The sequence below is a fragment of the Dechloromonas sp. TW-R-39-2 genome, assembly GCF_016864195.1.
Lineage (GTDB): Bacteria > Pseudomonadota > Gammaproteobacteria > Burkholderiales > Rhodocyclaceae > Azonexus.
The window spans coordinates 909,784-929,355 of record NZ_CP045202.1; the positions used below are offsets into that span (position 1 = coordinate 909,784).

Here is a 19,572-nt window from a genome sequence, read left to right on the forward strand (position 1 = left end):
GTGATGCCGATGCGCCGGACACTGTTGTCCCTGGGGGCCGTCGCGCTGCTTGCGCTCAGCGGCTGTGCCAGCTTGCCGGGCGAGGGGGCGGGCGGCTTGCCGCGTGTCTGGACGCAGTTGGGGCCGGAGGGCGAAGTTTCGCTGCGGGCGATTGTCGCAGCGCATGAAAATTGCCCGTTGGCCGAGGTCGACCGTAGCATCCAGCCAATGCACTGGCGGGCGCGTCCTGGCGGCGGGCAGGGCGATGCGGCGAATCCCGCGTTTGATCCGCCGTTTGCTGTGGCAGCCTGCGAGCTAATCTTGCCGCCGGGGGCGCGCGAGGTGCGTGTCGCCGGGCAGGCGGTTGCCTTGCCCGTTGCTTCGCCGCAGCGCATCGTCGTGCTCGGCGATACCGGCTGTCGGATCAAGGTGCCAGCCAAGGGCAACGGCGATCCGATCCAGGATTGCACCGATCCGCAGGCCTGGCCGTGGGCCGATATTGCTGCCGCAGCGGCGGCCACCCGGCCGGATCTGGTGATTCACGTCGGCGATTACCATTACCGCGAAGTCTGCGACGACCCGGAACGTTGCCAGCCCCTGCGCGACAAGGGCGTTGTCGTGACCTACGGCTGGGCCGGCTGGAATGCCGATTTCTTCAAGCCGGCGGCGCCTTTGCTGGCAGCGGCGCCGTGGGTCTTTGTGCGCGGCAATCACGAAAATTGCGATCGGGCTGGTGAAGGCTGGATGCGCTTTCTGTCGCCGCTGCCTTATGTTGCGTGCGCCAACCAGCGTTTCCGTTCGGCATCGCGTTCGGTGCTGGGCAATAATTTCACGGCCGAGGCTTACCGGATTCCGCTGTCGCCGGAGCTGGCGCTGGTCGTGGCCGACAATTCGGGCCATGAGGATTACCGCCCGGCCAGTGCCACGCCGGAAGATGTGGCGACTTTCGAGCAGACGCTCAAGGTGCTGCAGGCTGCCCCGGTCGACCAGAAAATCTGGCTGCTTTCGCACAAGCCGGTGTGGTACGACCTGCTCGGCCCTGCGGTGCAGCCGAATGCCTTCCAGACGGTGCTCAAGAGAACCGTGCCGGCCAATCTGCAGGTGTCGTTTGCCGGCCACCAGCATGCTTTCGCGACCTACAACTTCGCGCCGGCCAGCGATCCGCAATATCTGGCCGGACGACCGGCGCAGGTGATTGTCGGGGGCGGCGGCACGCAACTCGAATCGCTCGATCCTCAGTCACCGTTCTTCGAGGGGCGCGGCGCGGCCGGCAGCAAAGAGCGGATGCGTCCGGATGGCCGTACTTATGACGGGGTAGCGGCGCAAAGCGGCATCCTGCTCAACCGTTACAGCTTTCTGGTGCTCGAACGCGATGCCGAGGGCTGGGCCGGGCGCGTGCTGGATACGCAGGGCGGCCTGATCAGCCGTTGCCGATTGAGCGGCGGGGGCAAGGAAATGGCTTGCAGTTTCCCCGGTCAACCAGCGAATTAAGCCGAATTTGCCACCAGATTCGGCGCTGAATTCTGTGCCGCATTTGCCGTTCGCCACGCCTGGAGCGCAAGCACGGCGGCTTCCAGGCTGGTGAGCAGTTCGATTCCCGCCTGGCTTGGTAGCCGGGCAACGCCTGCGCCGCCAGCCCAGAGCGCCGTCGTGCCGGGGAGCAGGTGGCGCAATTGCTGCAGCAGGGCGGGTGTCTGGCGGGCAGGATAGGCGATCGAAAACGACAGCGCCACGATATCGGCCCGATGGGCCGCCGCCGCCCGGCTGATCTCGGAGAGCGGCATTTCGGTACCGAGTGGAATGCATTCGGCCCCTTCCAGCGCGAGCAGGGCTTCGACCATGAGCAGGCCGAGAACATGCTGCTCCTCGGGCACGCTGGTCAGCAGCACGCGCGGTGCCAGCCGGCTGCTCGGCAGGCCGGCGATGGCCTGGCGCAACAGGCGCTTGGTCAGTTCGGTGAACAGGTGTTCCTCGAAGACCTCGAAGCTGCCATCTTCCCAGGCTTCGCCGACGCGACAGGTGAGCGGTGCCACCGTGTCCTGGACAAAACGCTGCAACCCTTGCCGCCCGAGGCGCTGCTGCATCGCCTGCTGATAGGCGATACCGTCGTGCTGTTTGATCAGGGCGAGCAGTTCGGCCAGCTCCGCGCTGTCGGCCTGCGCCGTCCGGTGCTGTTCCTTGGCCCGGCGCGGGCTTAGCGTGGCCAGCTCTTCGCTGCTGGCCGGAATCAGCTTGCCGGGGCGATGCCCTTGATCCATCAGGCGTTTTATCAGGCGCAGGCGTTCGACCTGTTCGCCCGGATAGCAGCGTTCGCCGTTGCTGTCGCGACTTGGCATCGGGAAGCCATAGCGCCTTTCCCACATCCGCAGCACATCCTTGGAGAGGCCGGTTTCGCGCTCGACGGCGGCAATATTGAAATCCAGTGGATTCATATTTGTCCTGAACAAATGTTAGACAAAGCATTGACAAATCAAATTTTCAGCCCTATCTTACGAACAAATCTTAATTTTGTCTAGGACAAATCAAGGAGTTGTCGATGATCTCAGTTCTCAAGCGCTGGATGGGTATTGCCGGATTGTTGTCGGTCGGTGTGGTCCCAGCGGCGGATGCCAGCCAGTGCCCGGATTTGCTCAACCATAGTTTTGCCGGCTTGCAGGATGGCAAGCCACAGTCGCTTTGCCAGTATCAGGGCAAGGTGATCCTGGTGGTCAATACGGCCAGTTATTGCGGGTTCACCAGCCAGTACGATGGCCTGGAAAAACTGTATGCCCGGCTGAAGGACAAGGGGTTGGTGGTGCTGGGCTTTCCGTCGAACGATTTTGGCGAGCAGGAGCCGGGCGGCAGCAAGGAAATCGCCGATTTTTGCCGCCTGACTTATGGCGTCGATTTCCCGATGCTGGCCAAGTCGTCGGTCAAGGGCAAGGCGGCCAATCCCTTTTATTTGAAGCTGGCTGAAATCACAGGCAGCCGGCCGCGCTGGAATTTCCACAAATACCTGATCAATCGCGATGCCACGCAGGTGCTTTCCTTCGGCAGCATGACCGCGCCGGATGACAAGGAACTGCTGGCCAGAATCGACGCGTTTCTCAAATAAGCATCCCCATCCTTTTACGGAGCCCCGACCATGAATGCCCCAGATAACTTTTTCCTGCCCGACGTGCAGTCGACCGCAGACACGCGCCGTCTGGCCATTCAGAGCGTCGGCGTCAAGGGTTTGCGCTATCCGCTGCAACTGGAAACGGCCAGCGGCGAAACGCAGAGCACCGTCGCCAGCCTGACGATGACGGTTGGCTTGCCGCCCGAGGTCAAGGGTACGCACATGTCGCGCTTCGTCGAACTGCTCGAAAGCCGCAGTACCGCGCTGAGCCAGGCCGGGCTGTTCGGCATGCTCGACGAAATGCTGCTCCGGCTCGATGCCGCGAGCGGCCGCATCGAACTGGCTTTCCCGTATTTCATCAAGAAGAAAGCGCCGGTTTCCGGCGTTGAAAGCCTGCTTGACTACGATGCGACCCTGATTGCCGAGCAACTGGCCGGGCAGCCGCCAAGCCTGACGCTGCGGGTTGTTGCGGCGGTGACCAGCCTGTGTCCGTGTTCGCGCAAGATTTCGGATTACGGCGCGCACAACCAGCGTTCGCACATCACGCTGGAGACGCGTTTGCGCGCGCCGATGGCGATCGAGGAACTGGTTCGTCTGGCCGAAGAGGAGGCTTCCTGCGAGGTTTTCGGCTTGCTCAAGCGGCCGGATGAAAAGTGGGTGACTGAACGGGCCTACGACAATCCGAAGTTTGTCGAAGACCTGGTGCGCGACATCGCGCTGCGCTTGATGCGCGAGCCGCGCATCGGGCAGTGGAAGGTGATTTCCGAGAACTTCGAATCGATCCACAACCATTCGGCCTATGCCGAATTGTCCGGTACGAACGACTGAGAGGCGCGCCATGACCCGAAAGCATCGTATCGCCGTGGTCGGTGCCGGTATTTCCGGCCTGGCCAGCGCCTGGCTGCTCAGCCGGAATCATGAAGTGACCCTGTTCGAAGCCGCGGACTACCTCGGTGGTCACACCAACACGGTCGACGTGACGCTGGAGGGTAAAACGCACCCGGTCGATACCGGTTTCCTGGTGTTCAACGACCAGACCTATCCCAACCTGATCGCCCTGTTCGAGTTGCTGGGGGTGGATAGCGTCGAAACCGAAATGTCGTTTGCCGTCAGTCTGGAAAAGCCGGATCTGGAATGGGCCGGGAGCAATCTGGCGACCGTTTTCGGGCAGAAGCGCAATCTGCTCCGGCGCTCTTTCTGGGCCATGCTGGCCGACATTCTCCGCTTCAACCGCGAGAGTCAGGCCTGGCTTGTTTCGTTCCAGGACGATCAGCGCAGCCTGCGCGATTTCCTGACCGAAGGTCGTTATTCGCCGGCTTTTTCGGATTGGTATCTGCTGCCGATGGCCGCGGCGATCTGGTCGTGTCCGACTGGTCAGATGCTCGACATGCCGTTGTCCACCTTCATCCGTTTTTGTCGCAACCATGGCTTGCTGCAGGTCTTCGACCGCCCGACGTGGCGCACGGTGCAGGGCGGCGGACGGGCTTACGTCAGGAAAGTAGCGGAACAACTCGACGATGTGCGCCTGGCCTGCCCGGTCAGCGCCGTGAGTCGCGAGGCGGGCCAGTTGCGCGTCGTGCATGCCGGCGGCAGCGAATTGTTCGACCGCGTGGTGATGGCCTGTCACAGCGATCAGGCGCTGGCGATTCTTGGCATGGCGGCGAGCGATATGCAGCGCGAGATATTGTCGGCGATTCGTTACCAGCCGAACCGCGCCGTGTTGCATACCGACCGCGCCTTGCTGCCGCGCGATGAAAAGCTGTGGTCGGCGTGGAATTACTTTTCCGGCAGCGGTGCGCCGGGCGAGCAGCCGGTTGGCGTTTCCTACCTGATCAACAAGCTGCAGCCCCTGCCGTTCAAGACGCCGGTCGTCGTCACGCTCAACCCGGCGCGCGAGCCCGATTCGGCCAAAATCATTGCCGAGTTCGATTATGCCCACCCGATTTTCGATGGTCCGGCGATTGCCGCCCAACGTCGTCTGGCGCATGTCCAGGGCGAAAACGGGATCTGGCTGGCCGGTGCCTGGGGAAGCTATGGCTTCCATGAAGACGGTTTGAAGTCGGCCTTGCGGGTCGCCAACAGCATGGGCATTGCCGCGCCGTGGCAGATGGCGCCGCAAGCGGTCGAGCGCGAACTCGACACTGTTTGAGCCGACGACCATGGCACAGCTTCCGCAACTGTTCATCGGCCACGTGATGCACCGGCGCTTGCGTCCGGCGGTCAATGCCTTCGTTTATCCGGTGTTTTACGTGCAGTTGCCGCTGCACGACCTGGCGGCGGCAAATAGCCGGTTTTTTGCGGTCGACCGCAGCAATCTGCTCAGTTTCCGGCGCCAGGACCATGGGCCGCGCGATGGCAGCGAGCTGCTGCCATGGATTCAGCAATTGCTTCGCCAGCGCGGTTTGCCGGATGACGGCGAGATCACGCTGCAATGTTTCCCGCGCCTGATGGGTTATGTCTTCAATCCGGTCAGTTTCTGGTTTTGCCGCGACCGCAGCGGGGCGCTGGTTGCCGTTCTGGCTGAGGTGCGCAATACCTTCGGCGGGCGCCACGAATACCTGCTGCACAACGCGGATGGCTCCCCCTTGCTCGATGGACAGGAAATCAGGGCGAGCAAGGCGTTTCATGTCTCGCCTTTCTGCGACATCGAAGGCGCTTATCGCTTCCGTTTTCATCTTGACCGTCCGGTGCCGCTGGTGCGTATCGATTACGACGATGCCGAGGGTGAATTGCTGCTCACCTCGATTTCCGGCAAGCCGCGCGGCTGGTCTGCCCCGGCTTTGCTCGGAGCCTGTCTGCGCATGCCTTTTCTGACGCTGGGCGTGATGCTGCGCATCCACTGGCAAGCCTTGAAACTCTGGTTGAAAGGGGTGCCTTTCCTCGGCGCCCATCCCGTCCAACCTCCCTTGCAGGAGCCGCTGAAATGAACCAAACCCTGACGCTGGGCCGTAGCAGCGGCCTGAACCGCGATACCCGACTGGTTTTCGAATTGCTCGAAAAGATCAGCGGAGGCGTGCTTGAAATTCGTTTGCCGGACGGCTCCTGCGCCCTGTTTGGCGAGGGCGAGCCGGGCGTGACGATGCAGGTGCACGATGAAGCGATGTTCGGCCAGATTCTGGCGCGGGGCGATATCGGCCTGGCCGAAGCCTATCTCGACGGGGCCTGGGATTCGCCTGACATTACCGGGCTGCTCGGCCTGCTGGCGCGCAACCGCGATGTGCTCAAGAAGGCGGTTTATGGCTCGTGGCGCGGTCTGGCGGCGGCGCGTATCCGGCACTGGCTGAACCGCAACAGCAAGGCGGGCAGCAAGCGCAACATCATGGCGCATTACGATCTCGGCAACGATTTCTACAAGCTCTGGCTCGATCCGGGCATGAGCTATTCGAGCGCGTTGTTCCGGGCCGGTGAAGTCGACCGCATCGATGACCTCGAAGCGGCCCAGGCGGCCAAGTACCGCCGCATCCTGCAGCACCTGCATGCCGAACCCGGCCAGCGGGTGCTCGAAATCGGCTGCGGTTGGGGCGGTTTTGCCGAGGAAGCCGTGGCCGAAGGCTTGGCCGTGACCGGTCTGACGCTGTCGCCAGCCCAGTTGGCATGGGCGCAAAAACGCGTGCCGCAGGCCGATCTCCGGCTGCAGGATTACCGCGATACGAAGGAGCGTTTCGACCATGTCGTGTCGATCGAAATGTTCGAAGCCGTCGGCGAGCGTTTCTGGCCAGGCTATTTCAAGACCGTGGCCGCTGCGCTCAAGCCGGGTGGCCGGGCGGTGATCCAGAGCATCACGATTCGCGACGACCTGTTTGCCAGCTACCGCAAGGGAACCGATTTCATCCAGCAGTATGTTTTCCCCGGCGGCATGCTGCCCTCGCGCAGCGCTTTCCGTAGCGCGGCAGCGCGTGCCGGGCTGGTCGTGCGCGGTGAATACGCGTTCGGCGAGGATTACGCCCGCACCCTGGCCGAGTGGCGTCATGCCTTCGAAGCCCACTGGCCGCAGATTGCCGCACTGGGTTTTGACGAGCCTTTCCGTCGTTTGTGGCGGATGTATCTCTGCTATTGCGAGGCCGGTTTCCTGGCCGGGAATGTCGATGTCGTCCAGTTCGAACTGGCCCATCGCTGAGCCGCCGCAGACCATGGCTGAAGCAGCCTGTCGCGGTCAACAGCTGGACGGACGGCAAAACCGCAGTTTCTCGGCCGTGCGACGCAGCCTGCTGCTCGTGCTGGCCGCCGCGCCGCTGGCCGGCTTTGCCGCGAGCGATCCGACGGCCGGGCTGAAACGCTGGGGAAGCGGGGAGTTCCGCCGCTTCGGTTTCCTGGTCTACGAGGCCACCTTGTGGGCCGCCGCCGATCCGGTCCAGCCGCCGCTCGCCTTGCGCCTGACCTACAAGCGCAATATCGCCGGGCTGGCGATTGCCGAAGCAAGCATCAAGGAAATCCGCAACCTCGGCATCGGTGATGCGCCGACCCTGAAACGCTGGGGTGAGCAACTGGCTGCGCTGTTTCCCGATGTCAAACCGGGCGACCGGATTGTCGGCCATTACCAGCCGGATGCGGCCCGGTTCTATTTCAATGAACGCCTGATCGGGAAAATCGATGAGCCGCTCTTCGCGCGTGCCTTTTTCGGCATCTGGCTGGATGCCGGCACCAGCGCGCCGGAACTGCGCACGGCGTTGCTCAAGCCGCCGGCCGACTGAGATGCATGGCGGCCGCGTCCTGTCGTACGGCCTGCTCGGCCTGCCGCTGGCCTTTGCCGCCTTGCCGGTCTATGTCCATGTGCCGCATTTTTATGCCGAGACAACCGGCCTGTCGCTCGCCGTGCTTGGCGCCATTTTGCTGGCTGCCCGCTTGCTCGATGCCGGCATCGATCCCTGGCTCGGCTGGCTGGCCGACCGTGTTTCGCGGCCGCGCATGGTGGCCATCGCACTGTTGCCTTTCGCCCTCGGCTTCGTTGCCTTGCTCAATCCGCCGGGTGTCGCCCCGGCCTTCTGGCTGCTCGCATCGCTGGCCCTGACCTACCTGGGTTTTTCGGCGGCCAGCGTGGCCTACCAGGCGTGGGGGACGGATGTCGGGACTGATTCTGCGCTGCGTACCCGGTTGACCGCAGCACGCGAGGGATTCGGCCTGCTCGGCGTTGTCCTGGCGGCGGCTCTGCCTGCGCTGCTGGCCAGCGATTCGAGTCAGGGCGTTGCCCGGTTGGGCTGGGTTTTTCTTCCGCTGTTGATGGTCGCCGCAGCGATCACCTTTGCTACGCATGCGGCGGCCCGTCCGCAACCTACCGTAGCGCAGCCCTTGCTGCCCAGCCTGCGCCGTGTCTTGGCCGATCAGCCTTTCCGTCGCTTGCTGCTGGTCTTTGTCGCTAATGGGATTGCCGCCGCCTTGCCGGCCACGCTGTTCCTGTTTTTCGTCGCCGATATCCTGCTGCAGCCCCAGGCCGGCGGCCCCTTGCTGGCGGTTTATTTCATCGCCGGGGCAGTTTCCTTGCCCTTTTGGGTCCGGCTGGCTGCTCGTTTCGGACGGGTTACCGCCTGGCTGGGGGCGATGGTGTTGTCGATCCTGGCTTTTGCCGGAGCCAGCCTGATCGGGCCGGGCGACCTGGCCGGGTTTGCCGTGATCTGCGTTGCCTCCGGGCTGGCGCTGGGCGCCGACCTGGCTTTGCCGGCGGCGATGGCGGCCGATCTCGGCGAACGCCAGGGACAAGCGGGCGCTTGCTTCGGCGTCTGGAATTTCGTCGCCAAGCTGAATCTCGCGCTGGCCGCCGGTCTTTCCCTGCCCCTGCTGGCGATGCTGGGCTATCAACCGGGCAGCGGCACCGGGCTTGCCGCCCTGAGCCTTGCCTATGCGCTGCTGCCGCTGGCCTTCAAATCACTGGCCGGGCTGCTGCTTTGGCGCTGGCGTCATTCATTGGAGATTGCATCATGAAACTACTGGCCGCCCTCTTTCTTTCGCTCGGCCTGAGCGGCTGTGCTTCGACCGGTGTCGAGCAATACCGTAGCGAACAGCCGGAGCTCGACCTGAAAACCTACCTCAACGGCACGCTCGACGCCTGGGGTGTCTTTCAGGGGCGCTCCGGCGAGGTCAAGAAACGCTTCCATGTGGTGATCGACGCCCGGTGGAGCGGCGATACCGGCGTGCTCGACGAAAACTTCACATGGTCGGACGGCACCGTCTCGCGCCGGGTATGGACCTTGAAGCGGCAGCCGGATGGTAGTTACCGCGGCACGGCCGACGATGTCGTTGGCGAGGCGATCGGCGAGCTGGCTGGCAATGCCTTGCGCTGGCGCTATGTGCTGGCCTTGCCGGTTGATGGCAAGGTGATCCACGTTGATTTTGATGACTGGATGTTCCTGATCGACGACACGGTGATGCTCAACCGCTCCTACATGACGAAATGGGGCTTCAACCTCGGTGAGGTGACGCTCAGTTTCGTCAAGCGGCAGGCCCGGCAATGAACCCAAAAATCAGCGAGTGGCAGGGCAAGCGCGTCTGGCTGGTTGGCGCGTCGAGCGGCATCGGTGCAGCCATGGCGCACGAGCTGGCGCGGCGGGGTACGCGGCTTGCCGTCTCGGCTCGCAGCCTCGACAAACTGACGGCGCTCGGCGTGGCCGGTGCGCTGCTGCTGCCGTGCGATGCGACCGACCGTGAGGCGCTGGCCGTGGCCCGGCAAACGCTGCTTGATTGCTGGGGCGGCGTCGACCTGGTGGTTTATCTGGCTGGCGATTATGTGCCGATGCGGGCCGACGATTTCGATCTGGCGGTTGCCGAGCGGGTGCTGGCGGTCAATTTCAACGCCGCGCTGCGCCTCGCGGCAACGGTCTTGCCGGATCTCCGCGCTGGCGGCGGTATCGCCTTCGTTGCCAGCGTGGCCGGTTATCGCGGCTTGCCCAAGGCTTTGTGCTACGGCCCGGGCAAGGCCGCCTTGATCCATTTTGCCGAGGTGTTGCACCTCGACCTGCTGGCGCGAGGTATCGGTGTCTGGCTGATCAATCCGGGCTTTGTCGCCACCCAATTGACGGCCCAAAACGATTTCGCCATGCCCGCCTTGCTGACACCGGAACAAGCCGCGATTGCTGCGGTCGACGGGTTTCGCAGCGGACATTTCGAAATTCATTTCCCGAAACGCTTCACCCTGATCATGAAGCTTTTGGCCCACTTGCCTTACTGCTGGTATTTCCCGCTGATTCGCCGTTTGACCGGAGGTTGAAATGAAACACGAGGCCTTGATTGCCTTCTTCCAGACCCTGTCGCCGGAAAGTGTGGCTCGGTTTCCGGCGTTCTACACCGAGAATGCCTTTTTCAAGGACCCGTTCAACGAAGTGCGCGGTCTACCGGCCATCCAGCACATTTTCAGTCACATGTTCAAACAGGTCGATGAGCCTCGTTTCGTGGTCACCGAGCGGGTGGTCGATGAGGGCGGCGCGATGCTGGTCTGGGAGTTCTGCTTTCGGGTGCGTCTCTGGGGCAGGGGTGAGACGCAGATGATGCGCGGTGTTTCGCATCTGCGTTTCGATCCGGATGGGCGGGTCAATTACCACCGCGACTACTGGGATACGGCCGAAGAGCTGTATGTCAAATTGCCGGCCATCGGCTTGCTGATGCGCGGTTTGCGGCGGGTGCTGGCAGCCTGAACGGGGTTGCGGCAGCCGGCCATGAAATGCTGTCAGGATGAAACGGCGACAATGTTGTAAAATCTACAAATCATCCATTTTCATGGAAAGTTCTAACATGTTCGGTCGCTCCCTGCTTGTGGCGCTTGTCTGTCTGGTTCCGGCATTGGCCTTCGCGCAAAATGCGGTTTATCGATTTTCTCCGGTCAATCAGTGGGATATCAACAAGACGGCAGCGTATTGGAATCCGATCATCAAGTATGTCAGCGAGCAAAGCGGCGTCAGGCTTGAGCTGAAAATCGGCCGGACATCGGCCGATACGACGGCTTATGTGCTGGCCAAGGAAGTCGAATTCGTCTTTTCCAACCATTTGTTCAGCCCCGAGCGCGAGAAGCTGGGCTGGAAAGTTTTCGGCCGGCGCTGGACGCCGCCGCTGCAAGGGCAGATTGCGGTCCCGGCCGATTCGCCGATCACCCGGGTGGAAGAGCTGAAAGGCCAGGAGGTTGCGTTTGCCGGGCCGGAAGCATTCATCGGCTACAAGGTGACGCAGGGGTATCTGCAGGCCAGGAATATCGAGGTCAAGGCGCTTTTTGCCGGCAACCAGAATGCGGCGTTTGCCCAGATGTTTGCCGGCAAGGCCAAGGCGGTCGGGAGCAATTCAGCCTTGATCGATGGTTATTCGGCCAAGGAAGGCAAAAAGTTTCGTGTCTTGTGGACATCCGAGAGCTACCACGATCTGGCCCTGATGGCCTCGAGCAAGGTGCCGGAAAAAGATCTCAAGGCGGTTGCCTCGGCATTCGTCGGCATGCATCGCGACCCGGTCGGCAAGGCCATCCTGCTCAAGGCCTCGCAGGAGGTCGGTCTTGATCCGCAAGCCTATTTCCTGCCTGCCACGGGTGCCGACTATGCTTCCTACCGCCGGTTCTATCAGACGGTGCCGGCTACCCCGCACTGAGTTCCGATCATGAAGCTGCTGCGCTACTGCTTGCCGAGGTCGCTGATTGCGCGGGTCTACGCCTTGTATTCGGCGACCTTGCTGCTTTTTGTCGGTAGCGGCCTGATCCTGTTTTATCAATACCAGTACAACGAAGCGATCGAAGAGGCGCAGCGTTCGGCGACGATGCTGATCGAAGTGGCGGCCCAGGTTGTCTCGGATAGCGTGGTGATCGGCGATTACGACACCATCCAGCGCACGCTGGATAAATCGATCATGCGCTCCCAGTTTTCTTCCGCCAAGTTCATCGATCTGGAGGGCGGAGTGATCAAGAGCGAAAACACCTCGATTCCGCCGACGCATGCACCGGGCTGGCTGCAGGAGGGGATTGCCGAGCAGCTTTACGATGTCAATCGGACCATTTCGGTTGGCGGGGCGGATTACGGCGTGTTGCGCCTGGCGTTTTCCGTCGATTTGATTGCCGATGGCCTGTGGCACTTGATTCGGGCGGCCGTGGCGCTTGCCCTGGTCAGCTTGCTGGGCGGCTTGTTGCTGATCTGGTTTCCGCTTCGCCACTGGCTCGGGGCGCTGAAGCGGGTCGGTGCTTTCGAACGCGACTTCCCGTCGGCGGGTAATGCAGCCGGCAATGCGGCGGAGGCGGCCTTGATCGATGATGTACCGCTTGAATTCCGCCCCGCATTCGAGTTGCTGCAGCGGACGGCGAACAGCTTGCGCAGCGAGTTGGCGGCTCGTGAACAAGCCCTGAAATCGTTGCGGGAAATTGTGGCCAGCCTGCTGCATGTCAGCGAAGTGGATGGGCGGGATGGTTCGGAGGATATTGCCGCGCTGTCGCGCGTCATTGCCCGGGTGATTGCCGAACGCGAAGTCAGCCGCCTGGAGCTGGAGCAGGCGAAGGAGGCGGCCGAGTTTGCCAATCGGGCGAAGAGCGAGTTTCTTGCCAACATGAGCCACGAAATCCGTACGCCGATGAACGGCATTATCGGGATGACCGGTCTGGTGCTCGATTCCCGGCTGGATAGCGAGCAGCGGGAATTGCTCGATATCGTCAAGGCTTCTTCCGAATCGCTGCTGACTATCATCAACGACATCCTCGATTTTTCGAAAATCGAGGCCGGCATGTTGTCGGTTGAACTGATTTCCTGCAATTTGCAGCAGGCGGTGCAGGAGACGATTCAGTCGATGGCGTTGCGCGCCAGTGAAAAGCGGCTGGTGCTGCGGACCGAGATCAGCCCGCAGTTGCCGGAAGACTTTGTGTCCGACCCGGTGCGTTTTCGCCAGATTGTCGTCAATCTGCTGGGCAATGCCATCAAATTCACCGAGCAGGGCGAGGTTGTTCTCTCGGTTTCGATGCTTGAACCGGCCGGTGCGCCGCGCATGTTGTGTTTTGCCGTGCGTGATACCGGGATCGGGATTCCGCCGGAAAGAGTGGCACATGTCTTTGATCCCTTTACCCAGGCTGATGGTTCGACGACCCGCAAGTATGGCGGGACGGGGCTGGGCTTGAGCATTACGCGTCGTCTGGTTGAGTTGCTGGGCGGCGAATTGGCAGTGGAGAGTACGCCTGGGGTCGGCAGTCGTTTTTATTTCACCTTGCCGGCGCCGGCCAGGGAAGGGGCGACGGTGTCGTCACCGGACTTGCCAGGGTTGGCGGTGCCGCCTGAGCCGCAGGCCGAGGCGGCGGACTTGCCTGGGCTGGCGGTGCTGCTGGTCGAGGACAATCCGGTTAACCAGAAGCTGGCGATCATGTTGCTTGAGCGCCGGGGTTACTGCGTGACGCTGGCCGAAAACGGGTTGCAGGCGATTGAAACGCTGGCCGGGCAATCGTTCGCGGTGGTCCTGATGGACATGCAGATGCCGGTGATGGACGGGATTGAAGCGGCGCGCCTGATTCGGGCGGCCGAGCGTACCGGACATCGCCCGCCGGTGCCGATCATCGCGATGACGGCCAATGCCATGCAGGGCGACCGGGAGCGCTGCATCGAGGCTGGCATGGATGACTACATTACCAAACCGATCAGGGCCGAGCAGTTGTTCGAGCGCCTGAGTCACTGGACGCGACCCGGCGCATCGTCCTGAGCGCCGGTCGGCGTTCAGATCACCAGTTGTGTGCCCAGTTCGACCACGCGATTGGTCGGTATCTTGAAAAAGTCGCTGGCGCTGGTCGCATTCTTCGACATGACGGCAAACAGGCGCGCGCGTGGCTGGGAAAACTTTCTGGTCAGTGCCGGAACGATGGTTTCACGAGACAGGTAGAAGGTCGTTTCCATCAGGTCGAAGCGTTCTCCAAAGCGTTTGCATTGCTCCAGCGCACCCGGCACATCCGGGCTTTCCATGAAGCCGTAGCGCACGATCAGGCGCTTGAAGCCCTTGCTCATGTCGTGAATGAAGATGCGGTCCAGGTCGTTCACGTAAGGTGTGTCGGTGGTCTGGATAGTCAGCAGGATGACGCGGTCGTGCAGTACCTGGTTGTGTTTCAGGTTGTGCAGCAGGGCAGCCGGCACGCCTTCCTTGGAACTGGTCATGAAGACGGCCGTGCCGTTGATCCGGTGCACGTCGTCGATGGCATTGATGAAGTCGTCCATCGGGATGCTTTGCTTGGCCATTTCCTGCGAAACCAGGCGTCGACCGCGACGCCAGGTGGTCAGCACGGTAAAGGAGATGATGCCCATGGCAATCGGGAACCAGCCGCCTTCGGGAATCTTGATTGCGTTGGCGGCAAAGAAGGCGATATCGACGGCGAGCATCAGGCCGGCGACCAGACCGACGACCAGCATGTTCCAGCGCCACATCAGGACCATCACGAAAGCGACGAGAATGGTGTCGATCAGCATGGTACCGGTGACGGCAATACCGTAGGCCGCCGCCAGGTTGGAAGAGTTCTTGAAGCCGATGACCAGGGCAACGACGGCGAGATAGAGTGTCCAGTTGGTGAAGGGAACGTAGATCTGGCCTTCTTCCTGGCCCGAGGTGTGCACGATCTGCATGCGTGGCAACAGCCCCATCTGGATCGATTGGCGGGCGACGGAGAAGGCGCCTGAAATGACCGCCTGCGAGGCAATGACGGTGGCTGCCGTGGCCAGGATGACCATCGGGATCAAGGCCCAGTCGGGTGCCAGGTGAAAGAAGGGGCTGGCAATCGCCTCTGGTTCGGCAAGCAGCAGTGCGCCCTGGCCGAAGTAGTTGAGGACCAGGGCCGGCATGACGAAACCAAACCAGGCGAGACGAATCGGGAAGCGTCCGAAATGCCCCATATCGGTATACAGCGCTTCGCCGCCGGTGACGGCCAGCACGACCGAACCGAGAGCGAGGAAGGCCAGGGCGGGGTGGGTCTGGATGAAGTGGAAAGCGTAGGTTGGCAACAGGGCCAGCAGCACGCTCGGGTTGTGCAGGATTTCCAGCGCGCCGAGCACGCCGAGAATGCCGAACCAGGCGACCATGATCGGGCCGAAGAACATGCCGACGGTACCGGTGCCGCGTTTCTGGATGAAGAACAGGACGGTGATGATGGTCAGCGTGATCGGGATGACATAAGGGGTGAGTTTCGGTGTGATCAGTTCCATGCCTTCGACGGCGGAAAGCACCGAAATGGCCGGGGTGATCATGCTGTCGCCGTAAAACAGCGCGGCGGCAAAAATGCCGAGCAGGGTAATCACCCAGGAGACGCGGGGATTTTTGGCTCGTTCGGTAATCAGCGCCAGCAAGGCGAGCGAGCCGCCTTCGCCCCGGTTGTCGGCCCGCATGATGATCGCGACGTATTTGACCGAGACTAGCGCGACGATCGACCAGAAGACCATCGACAGGATGCCGAGGATGTTTTCCGGGGTGACCGGAATCGGGTGGTGGCCGTTGAAGATTTCTTTCAGGGCATAGAGCGGACTGGTGCCGATGTCGCCGAAGACCACGCCGATGGCGGCAACGGTGATTGCCGGAAGTGCTGCTTTTGAATGTGCTGTCATGATTTCCCCGATGCGCCTTGGGCGCTATTTTTGCTGCCCGTCCGCGTGCTTTTGCCAGCTTTCGGGTCAGTCAAAGAATCTAGCACTTTGCCGGCATGTTTGATATCGCCGGGCGGCTATGACGAGGCATTAAAGTGAGCGGATTTGCGTAAAACGCAGCTTTCACGGCGCTGTAACATCGGCCGGCTAGTGTGCCTGCCCATTGGCATGTTACGGCGGGATGAAAGTGCGCTTACAGACACCTTGGTTCAGGCGGGGAGTGCTTGCGGTGCTGGTCGGAATCGGGCTTTCTGCCTGCTCGCCGCGCCAGCTGGTCGTTGGTAGCCTGGCGGATGAACTGGCCAGCCCGGCGTTGGGTAATGAAACCGATCTGATCCTGCTGCGCGACGCAGCACCGTTTCATCTCAAGTTGTCGGAAACGGTTTTGCACCAGCAGCCGGGACATCGAGCCCTGGCCGAAGCCGTGGCGGCTGGATTCACGCAATACGCCTATGCATTCCTGGCCTTTGACGCCGACCGGATCGAGGCGACCGATGCTGGTGCCGCCGAGCGACTGCGCCGCCGGGCCGCCGGGCTTTATGCGCGAGCCCATCGCCATGCGATGACGGCGCTTGAAATCAGCCAGCCCGGTTTGACTGCGGTATTGGCCGGCAGCACGCCGGGCGGTACCTTGCACATCGAGCCGGCCCAGGTCGGCCTGGCTTATTGGGCTGCAGCTTCCTGGGGCGGCTGGATTTCCTTGAGCAAGGATGAGCCTGATGTCGTGGCTGATTTGCCGCAGGCCATTCGTCTGACCGAGGCCGCCTGGCGTGTCGATCCCACCTGGGGGCAGGGGGCGCTGAGTGGCCTGATGGGCAGCTTCGAGGCGGCCCGTCCGGGGGGGAGCCCGGTGCTGGCCTTGCGCTATTTCGACCAGGCTATTCGCGACTCTGGCGGCACCGGCGCTGCGGCGCTGGTCGCCAAAGCCGAGGGCTACGCCTTGCCGGGCGGCGATCGTCCGATGTTCGAAGTCTTGCTCCGGCAGGCGCTGGCCATCCGGGAGGCCGCGGGCAGCCCACTGGCCGTGCAAAACGAAGTGATGCGTCAGCGCGCTGCCTGGTTGTTGAGCAAGGCTGACGATCTGTTCTGAATGACGAAAACAAGCGGAGAGAAAATGAACAACAAATGGATCGCACTGCTTCTGGGCGGATTGCTGGCATGCCATGTGTGGGGCGCCGACAAGCAGTTGAAGATTGGCACTCTGGCACCGAAAAATTCGCTCTATCACCGCCAGTTGATGACTTTGGGCGAAACCTGGCGGACGGCCCAGGGCGGGGGGGCGAAGTACCTGGTTTATCCCGATGGCAGTCAGGGCGGAGAAACCGACATGGTGCGCCGGATGCGCATCGGCCAGTTGCAGGGCGGGCTGCTCTCGGTGGTGGGGTTGCGCGAGATCGAGCCGTCGATTGCTGCGCTGCAGGCCATGCCGCTGATGTTCAACAGTTGGGATGAGGTCGATTACGTGCGCGAAAAAATGCGCCCGGCGATGGAGAAAAAATTCTTCGACAAGGGATTTGTCGTATTGGCCTGGGGCGATGCCGGCTGGGTGCGGTTTTTCTCAAAGGCGCCAGGGCTGCGGCCGGATGACTACAAGAAGATGAAGTTTTTTGCCTGGGGCAGCGAACTCGAGCAGCAGGAGATCATGAAGAATCTCGGCTATACGCCGGTGCCGCTGGAAACCGGCGATATCCTGCCGGCCATCCAGACGGGCATGATCAACGCGGTGCCATCGACGCCCTATTTCGCGCTGGCCACCCAGATCTATAACAGTGCGCCGAACATGCTCGATCTCAACTGGGCGCCGATTGTCGGGGCCTTGGTGGTGACTCGCAAATCCTGGGATGAAATGTCACCCGAGGTGCAGGCCCAGGTTCGCGAGGCCGGTGAAAAGGCCGGCGCGCAAATCCGGGCCCGGGCGCGTCAGGAGGTTGATGAGGCGGTCGAGGCGATGAAAAAACGGGGTCTTGCGGTCAACACCCCAAATCCGGAACAAATGAAGGAGTGGCAGGCGCTGGCGGCCCAGCTTTATCCCAAGGTGCGGGGCAAGATGGTGCCGGCCGAGACTTTCGACGAGGTCGTTGGCCACCTCAAAACCTATCGCAACGGTAAAGGCAAGTAAGCGATGCCCGGCATCTTGCCTCGCCTGGGGCGTTTTGACGAATGGCTGGCCTCGGCTGCGCTCGGCTTGATGTTGCTGATTCCCCTGCTCGAAATGGGACTGCGTCCCGTGTTCGGCCAGGGGATCGAGAATGCGCCTTTGCTGGTCCAGCATCTGGGCCTGGTGCTGGCCATGTTCGGCGCCTTGCTGGCCGAGCGCGGCGGACACCTCAGTACGCTCGGCAGCGGACTGGCTGCTTCGGGCAACCGCCGCGTGCAGGCCTCCGCTCAGGCTTTTGCCCGGGTCAGTTCTGCGCTCCTTTGCGGGATGTTGGCCGAAGCGTGCTGGCGCTTCGTGGCGAGCGAGATGGAGGCTCCCCGCGACCTGGCGTACGGCATTCCCGGCTGGCTGGTCCAACTGGCGATGCCGTTCGGCTTTGCCTGGCTTGGTTTGAGAATGGCCGCCCGTCTGTCGTCAAAAACCGTTCCGCGCGCCCTGGGGGCGGTGCTCCTGCCGCTCGGCGGCTTCTGCTTTGCGCGCTATTTTGACGGCGCGACCCTGCCGGTCTGGCCGTTTGTCTGCTGGCTGCTGGCGATTCTCTGGTGCGGGGCTCCCGTCTTTGCCGTGCTTGGCGGGCTGGCGCTGGCGCTCTTCTGGATGGACGGCCAGCCGCTGGCCTCGGTTCCGCTGAGTCATTACCAGATTACTGTTAATCCATCGTTGCCGGCGCTGCCCCTGTTTACGCTGGCCGGCTTGCTCTTCGCCCGGACCGGTGCGGCCGGGCGGCTTGGTCATCTGTTCCGCTCGCTGTTCGGTGGCGGTGTCAGCGGTACGGCCATTGCGGCGGCTGTCCTCTGCTCGTTTTTCACGGCCTTTACCGGCGGCAGCGGGGTGACCATCCTGGCGCTGGGCGGCTTGCTCTTGCCCTTGCTCAACCAGGCCGGGTTCCCCGAGCGGCGGGGCATCAGTCTGGTGACCAGCGCCAGTGCGCTGGGTGTCCTGCTGGCGCCATCGGTGCCTTTGATCATGTACGCCATCATTGCCCGCGTGCCGATCAACACCCTGTTCCTCGCCGGTCTGTTGCCGGCGGTCGTGATGGTCGGCTGCCTGCTGCTGATCGGGGGTTATCTGAAAACCAGGACTGTCGCGGTCAACGCCGTTCCGCGTGCCGGTTTTGCAGAAATACGAGCCGCTGCCTGGGCGGCCAAATGGGAAATCCTGGCCCCTTTCGTGGCGATCGGTTCGCTCGTTGGAGGCGTTGCGACACCGACCGAAAGTGCCGCCCTGACGGCGCTTTACGCCTTGCTGACCCAGTCGATGGCGCATCGCGAGCTTGACTGGCCGCTCTTGCGCCAGGCGCTGGCCCACTGTGCCGAAGTGATTGGCGGCATCATGCTGATCCTTGGCATGGCCTTGGGGCTGACCAATTTCCTGGTCGATGCCGGCGTTCCCGATGCGGCGATCGACTGGGTTCAGTCGATGCTGCCGAACAAGCTGGCCTTCCTGGTGGCACTGAACCTGTTCCTGCTGCTGGCCGGGGCGTTGATGGAAATTTATGCCGCGATTATCGTGCTGGTGCCGCTGTTATTGCCGGTTGCACTGGCTTACGGGATTGATCCGGTGCACTTCGGGGTGATTTTCCTGGCCAATATCGAGATGGGTTTTCTCTGTCCGCCGGCCGGGATGAACCTTTATTTTGCTTCGGCCATGTTCGATAAGCCGATTCGCTACGTGGCGGCTTCCGTTCTGCCGGCGGTCGCTGCCATGTTTGCCGGGGCGCTGCTGATTTCGCTGGTGCCAGGGCTGGCGACCTGGTTGCCGGGGCTGGCCGGCATGCGTTAGCGCAA

The 19,572-nt window shown here is 62.2% G+C and carries 18 protein-coding genes; 16 read left to right on the forward strand and 2 right to left on the reverse strand.

The genetic code is table 11. From position 1 onward, the window contains the following. The first annotated feature begins 9 nt into the window (after positions 1-9). A complete protein-coding gene (locus GBK02_RS04430; protein ID WP_203468545.1) occupies positions 10-1,470 on the forward strand; it encodes a metallophosphoesterase in 1,461 nt (486 codons plus the stop codon). On the opposite strand, the gene GBK02_RS04435 is transcribed toward GBK02_RS04430, so the two are convergent. Next, the gene (locus tag GBK02_RS04435) at positions 1,467-2,411 is read right to left on the reverse strand and encodes a MerR family transcriptional regulator (protein ID WP_203468546.1); all 945 of its coding nucleotides are present in this window, start codon (positions 2,409-2,411) and stop codon (positions 1,467-1,469) included. The two genes, GBK02_RS04430 and GBK02_RS04435, sit on opposite strands and share 4 nt — an antisense overlap. Positions 2,412-2,515: 104 nt before the next feature. Here GBK02_RS04435 and GBK02_RS04440 point away from each other — a divergent pair, with 104 nt between their 5' ends. The 12 genes from GBK02_RS04440 (at position 2,516) to GBK02_RS04495 (ending at position 13,708) form a co-directional block, all read left to right on the forward strand. Continuing rightward, positions 2,516-3,073, forward strand: a complete 558-nt coding sequence (locus GBK02_RS04440) for a glutathione peroxidase (RefSeq protein ID WP_203468547.1) — start codon at positions 2,516-2,518, stop codon at positions 3,071-3,073. Positions 3,074-3,103: 30 nt separating this feature from the next. Continuing rightward, the gene (gene folE2, locus GBK02_RS04445; RefSeq protein ID WP_203468548.1) at positions 3,104-3,904 is read left to right on the forward strand and encodes a GTP cyclohydrolase FolE2; all 801 of its coding nucleotides are present in this window, start codon (positions 3,104-3,106) and stop codon (positions 3,902-3,904) included. A 10-nt stretch (positions 3,905-3,914) separates the two neighbouring features. After that, positions 3,915-5,225 carry an NAD(P)/FAD-dependent oxidoreductase gene (locus GBK02_RS04450; RefSeq protein WP_203468549.1) on the forward strand — a complete coding sequence of 437 codons (1,311 nt, stop codon included), beginning with the start codon at positions 3,915-3,917 and terminating at the stop codon, positions 5,223-5,225. 10 nt (positions 5,226-5,235) lie between these two features. Beyond that, positions 5,236-6,003 (forward strand): DUF1365 domain-containing protein, encoded by a 768-nt coding sequence (locus tag GBK02_RS04455; protein ID WP_203468550.1) that lies wholly within the window; start codon positions 5,236-5,238, stop codon positions 6,001-6,003. Next, positions 6,000-7,193, forward strand: coding sequence for a cyclopropane-fatty-acyl-phospholipid synthase family protein (locus GBK02_RS04460; RefSeq protein ID WP_203468551.1), 1,194 nt, complete (start codon positions 6,000-6,002; stop codon positions 7,191-7,193). Before GBK02_RS04455 ends, GBK02_RS04460 begins: the two co-directional genes overlap by 4 nt. Next, complete coding sequence (locus GBK02_RS04465; RefSeq protein WP_239003170.1) at positions 7,162-7,767, forward strand: chalcone isomerase family protein; 606 nt, start codon at positions 7,162-7,164, stop codon at positions 7,765-7,767. Before GBK02_RS04460 ends, GBK02_RS04465 begins: the two co-directional genes overlap by 32 nt. 1 nt (position 7,768) lies before the next feature. Further along, entirely contained in the window at positions 7,769-8,992 is a 1,224-nt protein-coding gene (locus GBK02_RS04470; RefSeq protein ID WP_203468552.1) for an MFS transporter, read from the forward strand. After that, positions 8,989-9,522, forward strand: a complete 534-nt coding sequence (locus tag GBK02_RS04475; protein ID WP_203468553.1) for a DUF3833 domain-containing protein — start codon at positions 8,989-8,991, stop codon at positions 9,520-9,522. Before GBK02_RS04470 ends, GBK02_RS04475 begins: the two co-directional genes overlap by 4 nt. Next, on the forward strand, positions 9,519-10,274 hold the full coding sequence (locus tag GBK02_RS04480) for an SDR family oxidoreductase (protein WP_203468554.1): 756 nt from the start codon (positions 9,519-9,521) through the stop codon (positions 10,272-10,274). The genes GBK02_RS04475 and GBK02_RS04480 overlap by 4 nt, the downstream gene beginning before the upstream one ends. Position 10,275: 1 nt before the next feature. Then, entirely contained in the window at positions 10,276-10,698 is a 423-nt protein-coding gene (locus GBK02_RS04485; RefSeq protein WP_203468555.1) for a nuclear transport factor 2 family protein, read from the forward strand. Positions 10,699-10,795: 97 nt separating this feature from the next. Further along, positions 10,796-11,632: a phosphate/phosphite/phosphonate ABC transporter substrate-binding protein gene (locus tag GBK02_RS04490; protein ID WP_203468556.1), complete on the forward strand. Its 837-nt coding sequence runs from the start codon at positions 10,796-10,798 to the stop codon at positions 11,630-11,632. 9 nt (positions 11,633-11,641) lie between these two features. After that, entirely contained in the window at positions 11,642-13,708 is a 2,067-nt protein-coding gene (locus tag GBK02_RS04495; protein ID WP_203468557.1) for an ATP-binding protein, read from the forward strand. A gap of 14 nt (positions 13,709-13,722) precedes the next feature. Here the strand turns inward: GBK02_RS04495 and GBK02_RS04500 are convergent, their stop codons facing one another. Next, positions 13,723-15,588 (reverse strand): potassium transporter Kup, encoded by a 1,866-nt coding sequence (locus GBK02_RS04500; protein ID WP_203468558.1) that lies wholly within the window; start codon positions 15,586-15,588, stop codon positions 13,723-13,725. Between the two features lie 268 nt (positions 15,589-15,856). Here GBK02_RS04500 and GBK02_RS04505 point away from each other — a divergent pair, with 268 nt between their 5' ends. The 3 genes from GBK02_RS04505 to GBK02_RS04515 are packed head-to-tail and all read left to right on the forward strand — an operon-like array spanning position 15,857 to position 19,567. After that, positions 15,857-16,717, forward strand: a complete 861-nt coding sequence (locus GBK02_RS04505) for a TRAP transporter TatT component family protein (protein WP_239003171.1) — start codon at positions 15,857-15,859, stop codon at positions 16,715-16,717. A gap of 24 nt (positions 16,718-16,741) precedes the next feature. After that, positions 16,742-17,746, forward strand: coding sequence for a TRAP transporter substrate-binding protein DctP (gene dctP, locus GBK02_RS04510; RefSeq protein WP_203468560.1), 1,005 nt, complete (start codon positions 16,742-16,744; stop codon positions 17,744-17,746). A 3-nt stretch (positions 17,747-17,749) separates the two neighbouring features. Continuing rightward, positions 17,750-19,567 (forward strand): TRAP transporter large permease subunit, encoded by a 1,818-nt coding sequence (locus GBK02_RS04515; RefSeq protein WP_203468561.1) that lies wholly within the window; start codon positions 17,750-17,752, stop codon positions 19,565-19,567. Positions 19,568-19,572 lie beyond the last annotated feature (5 nt).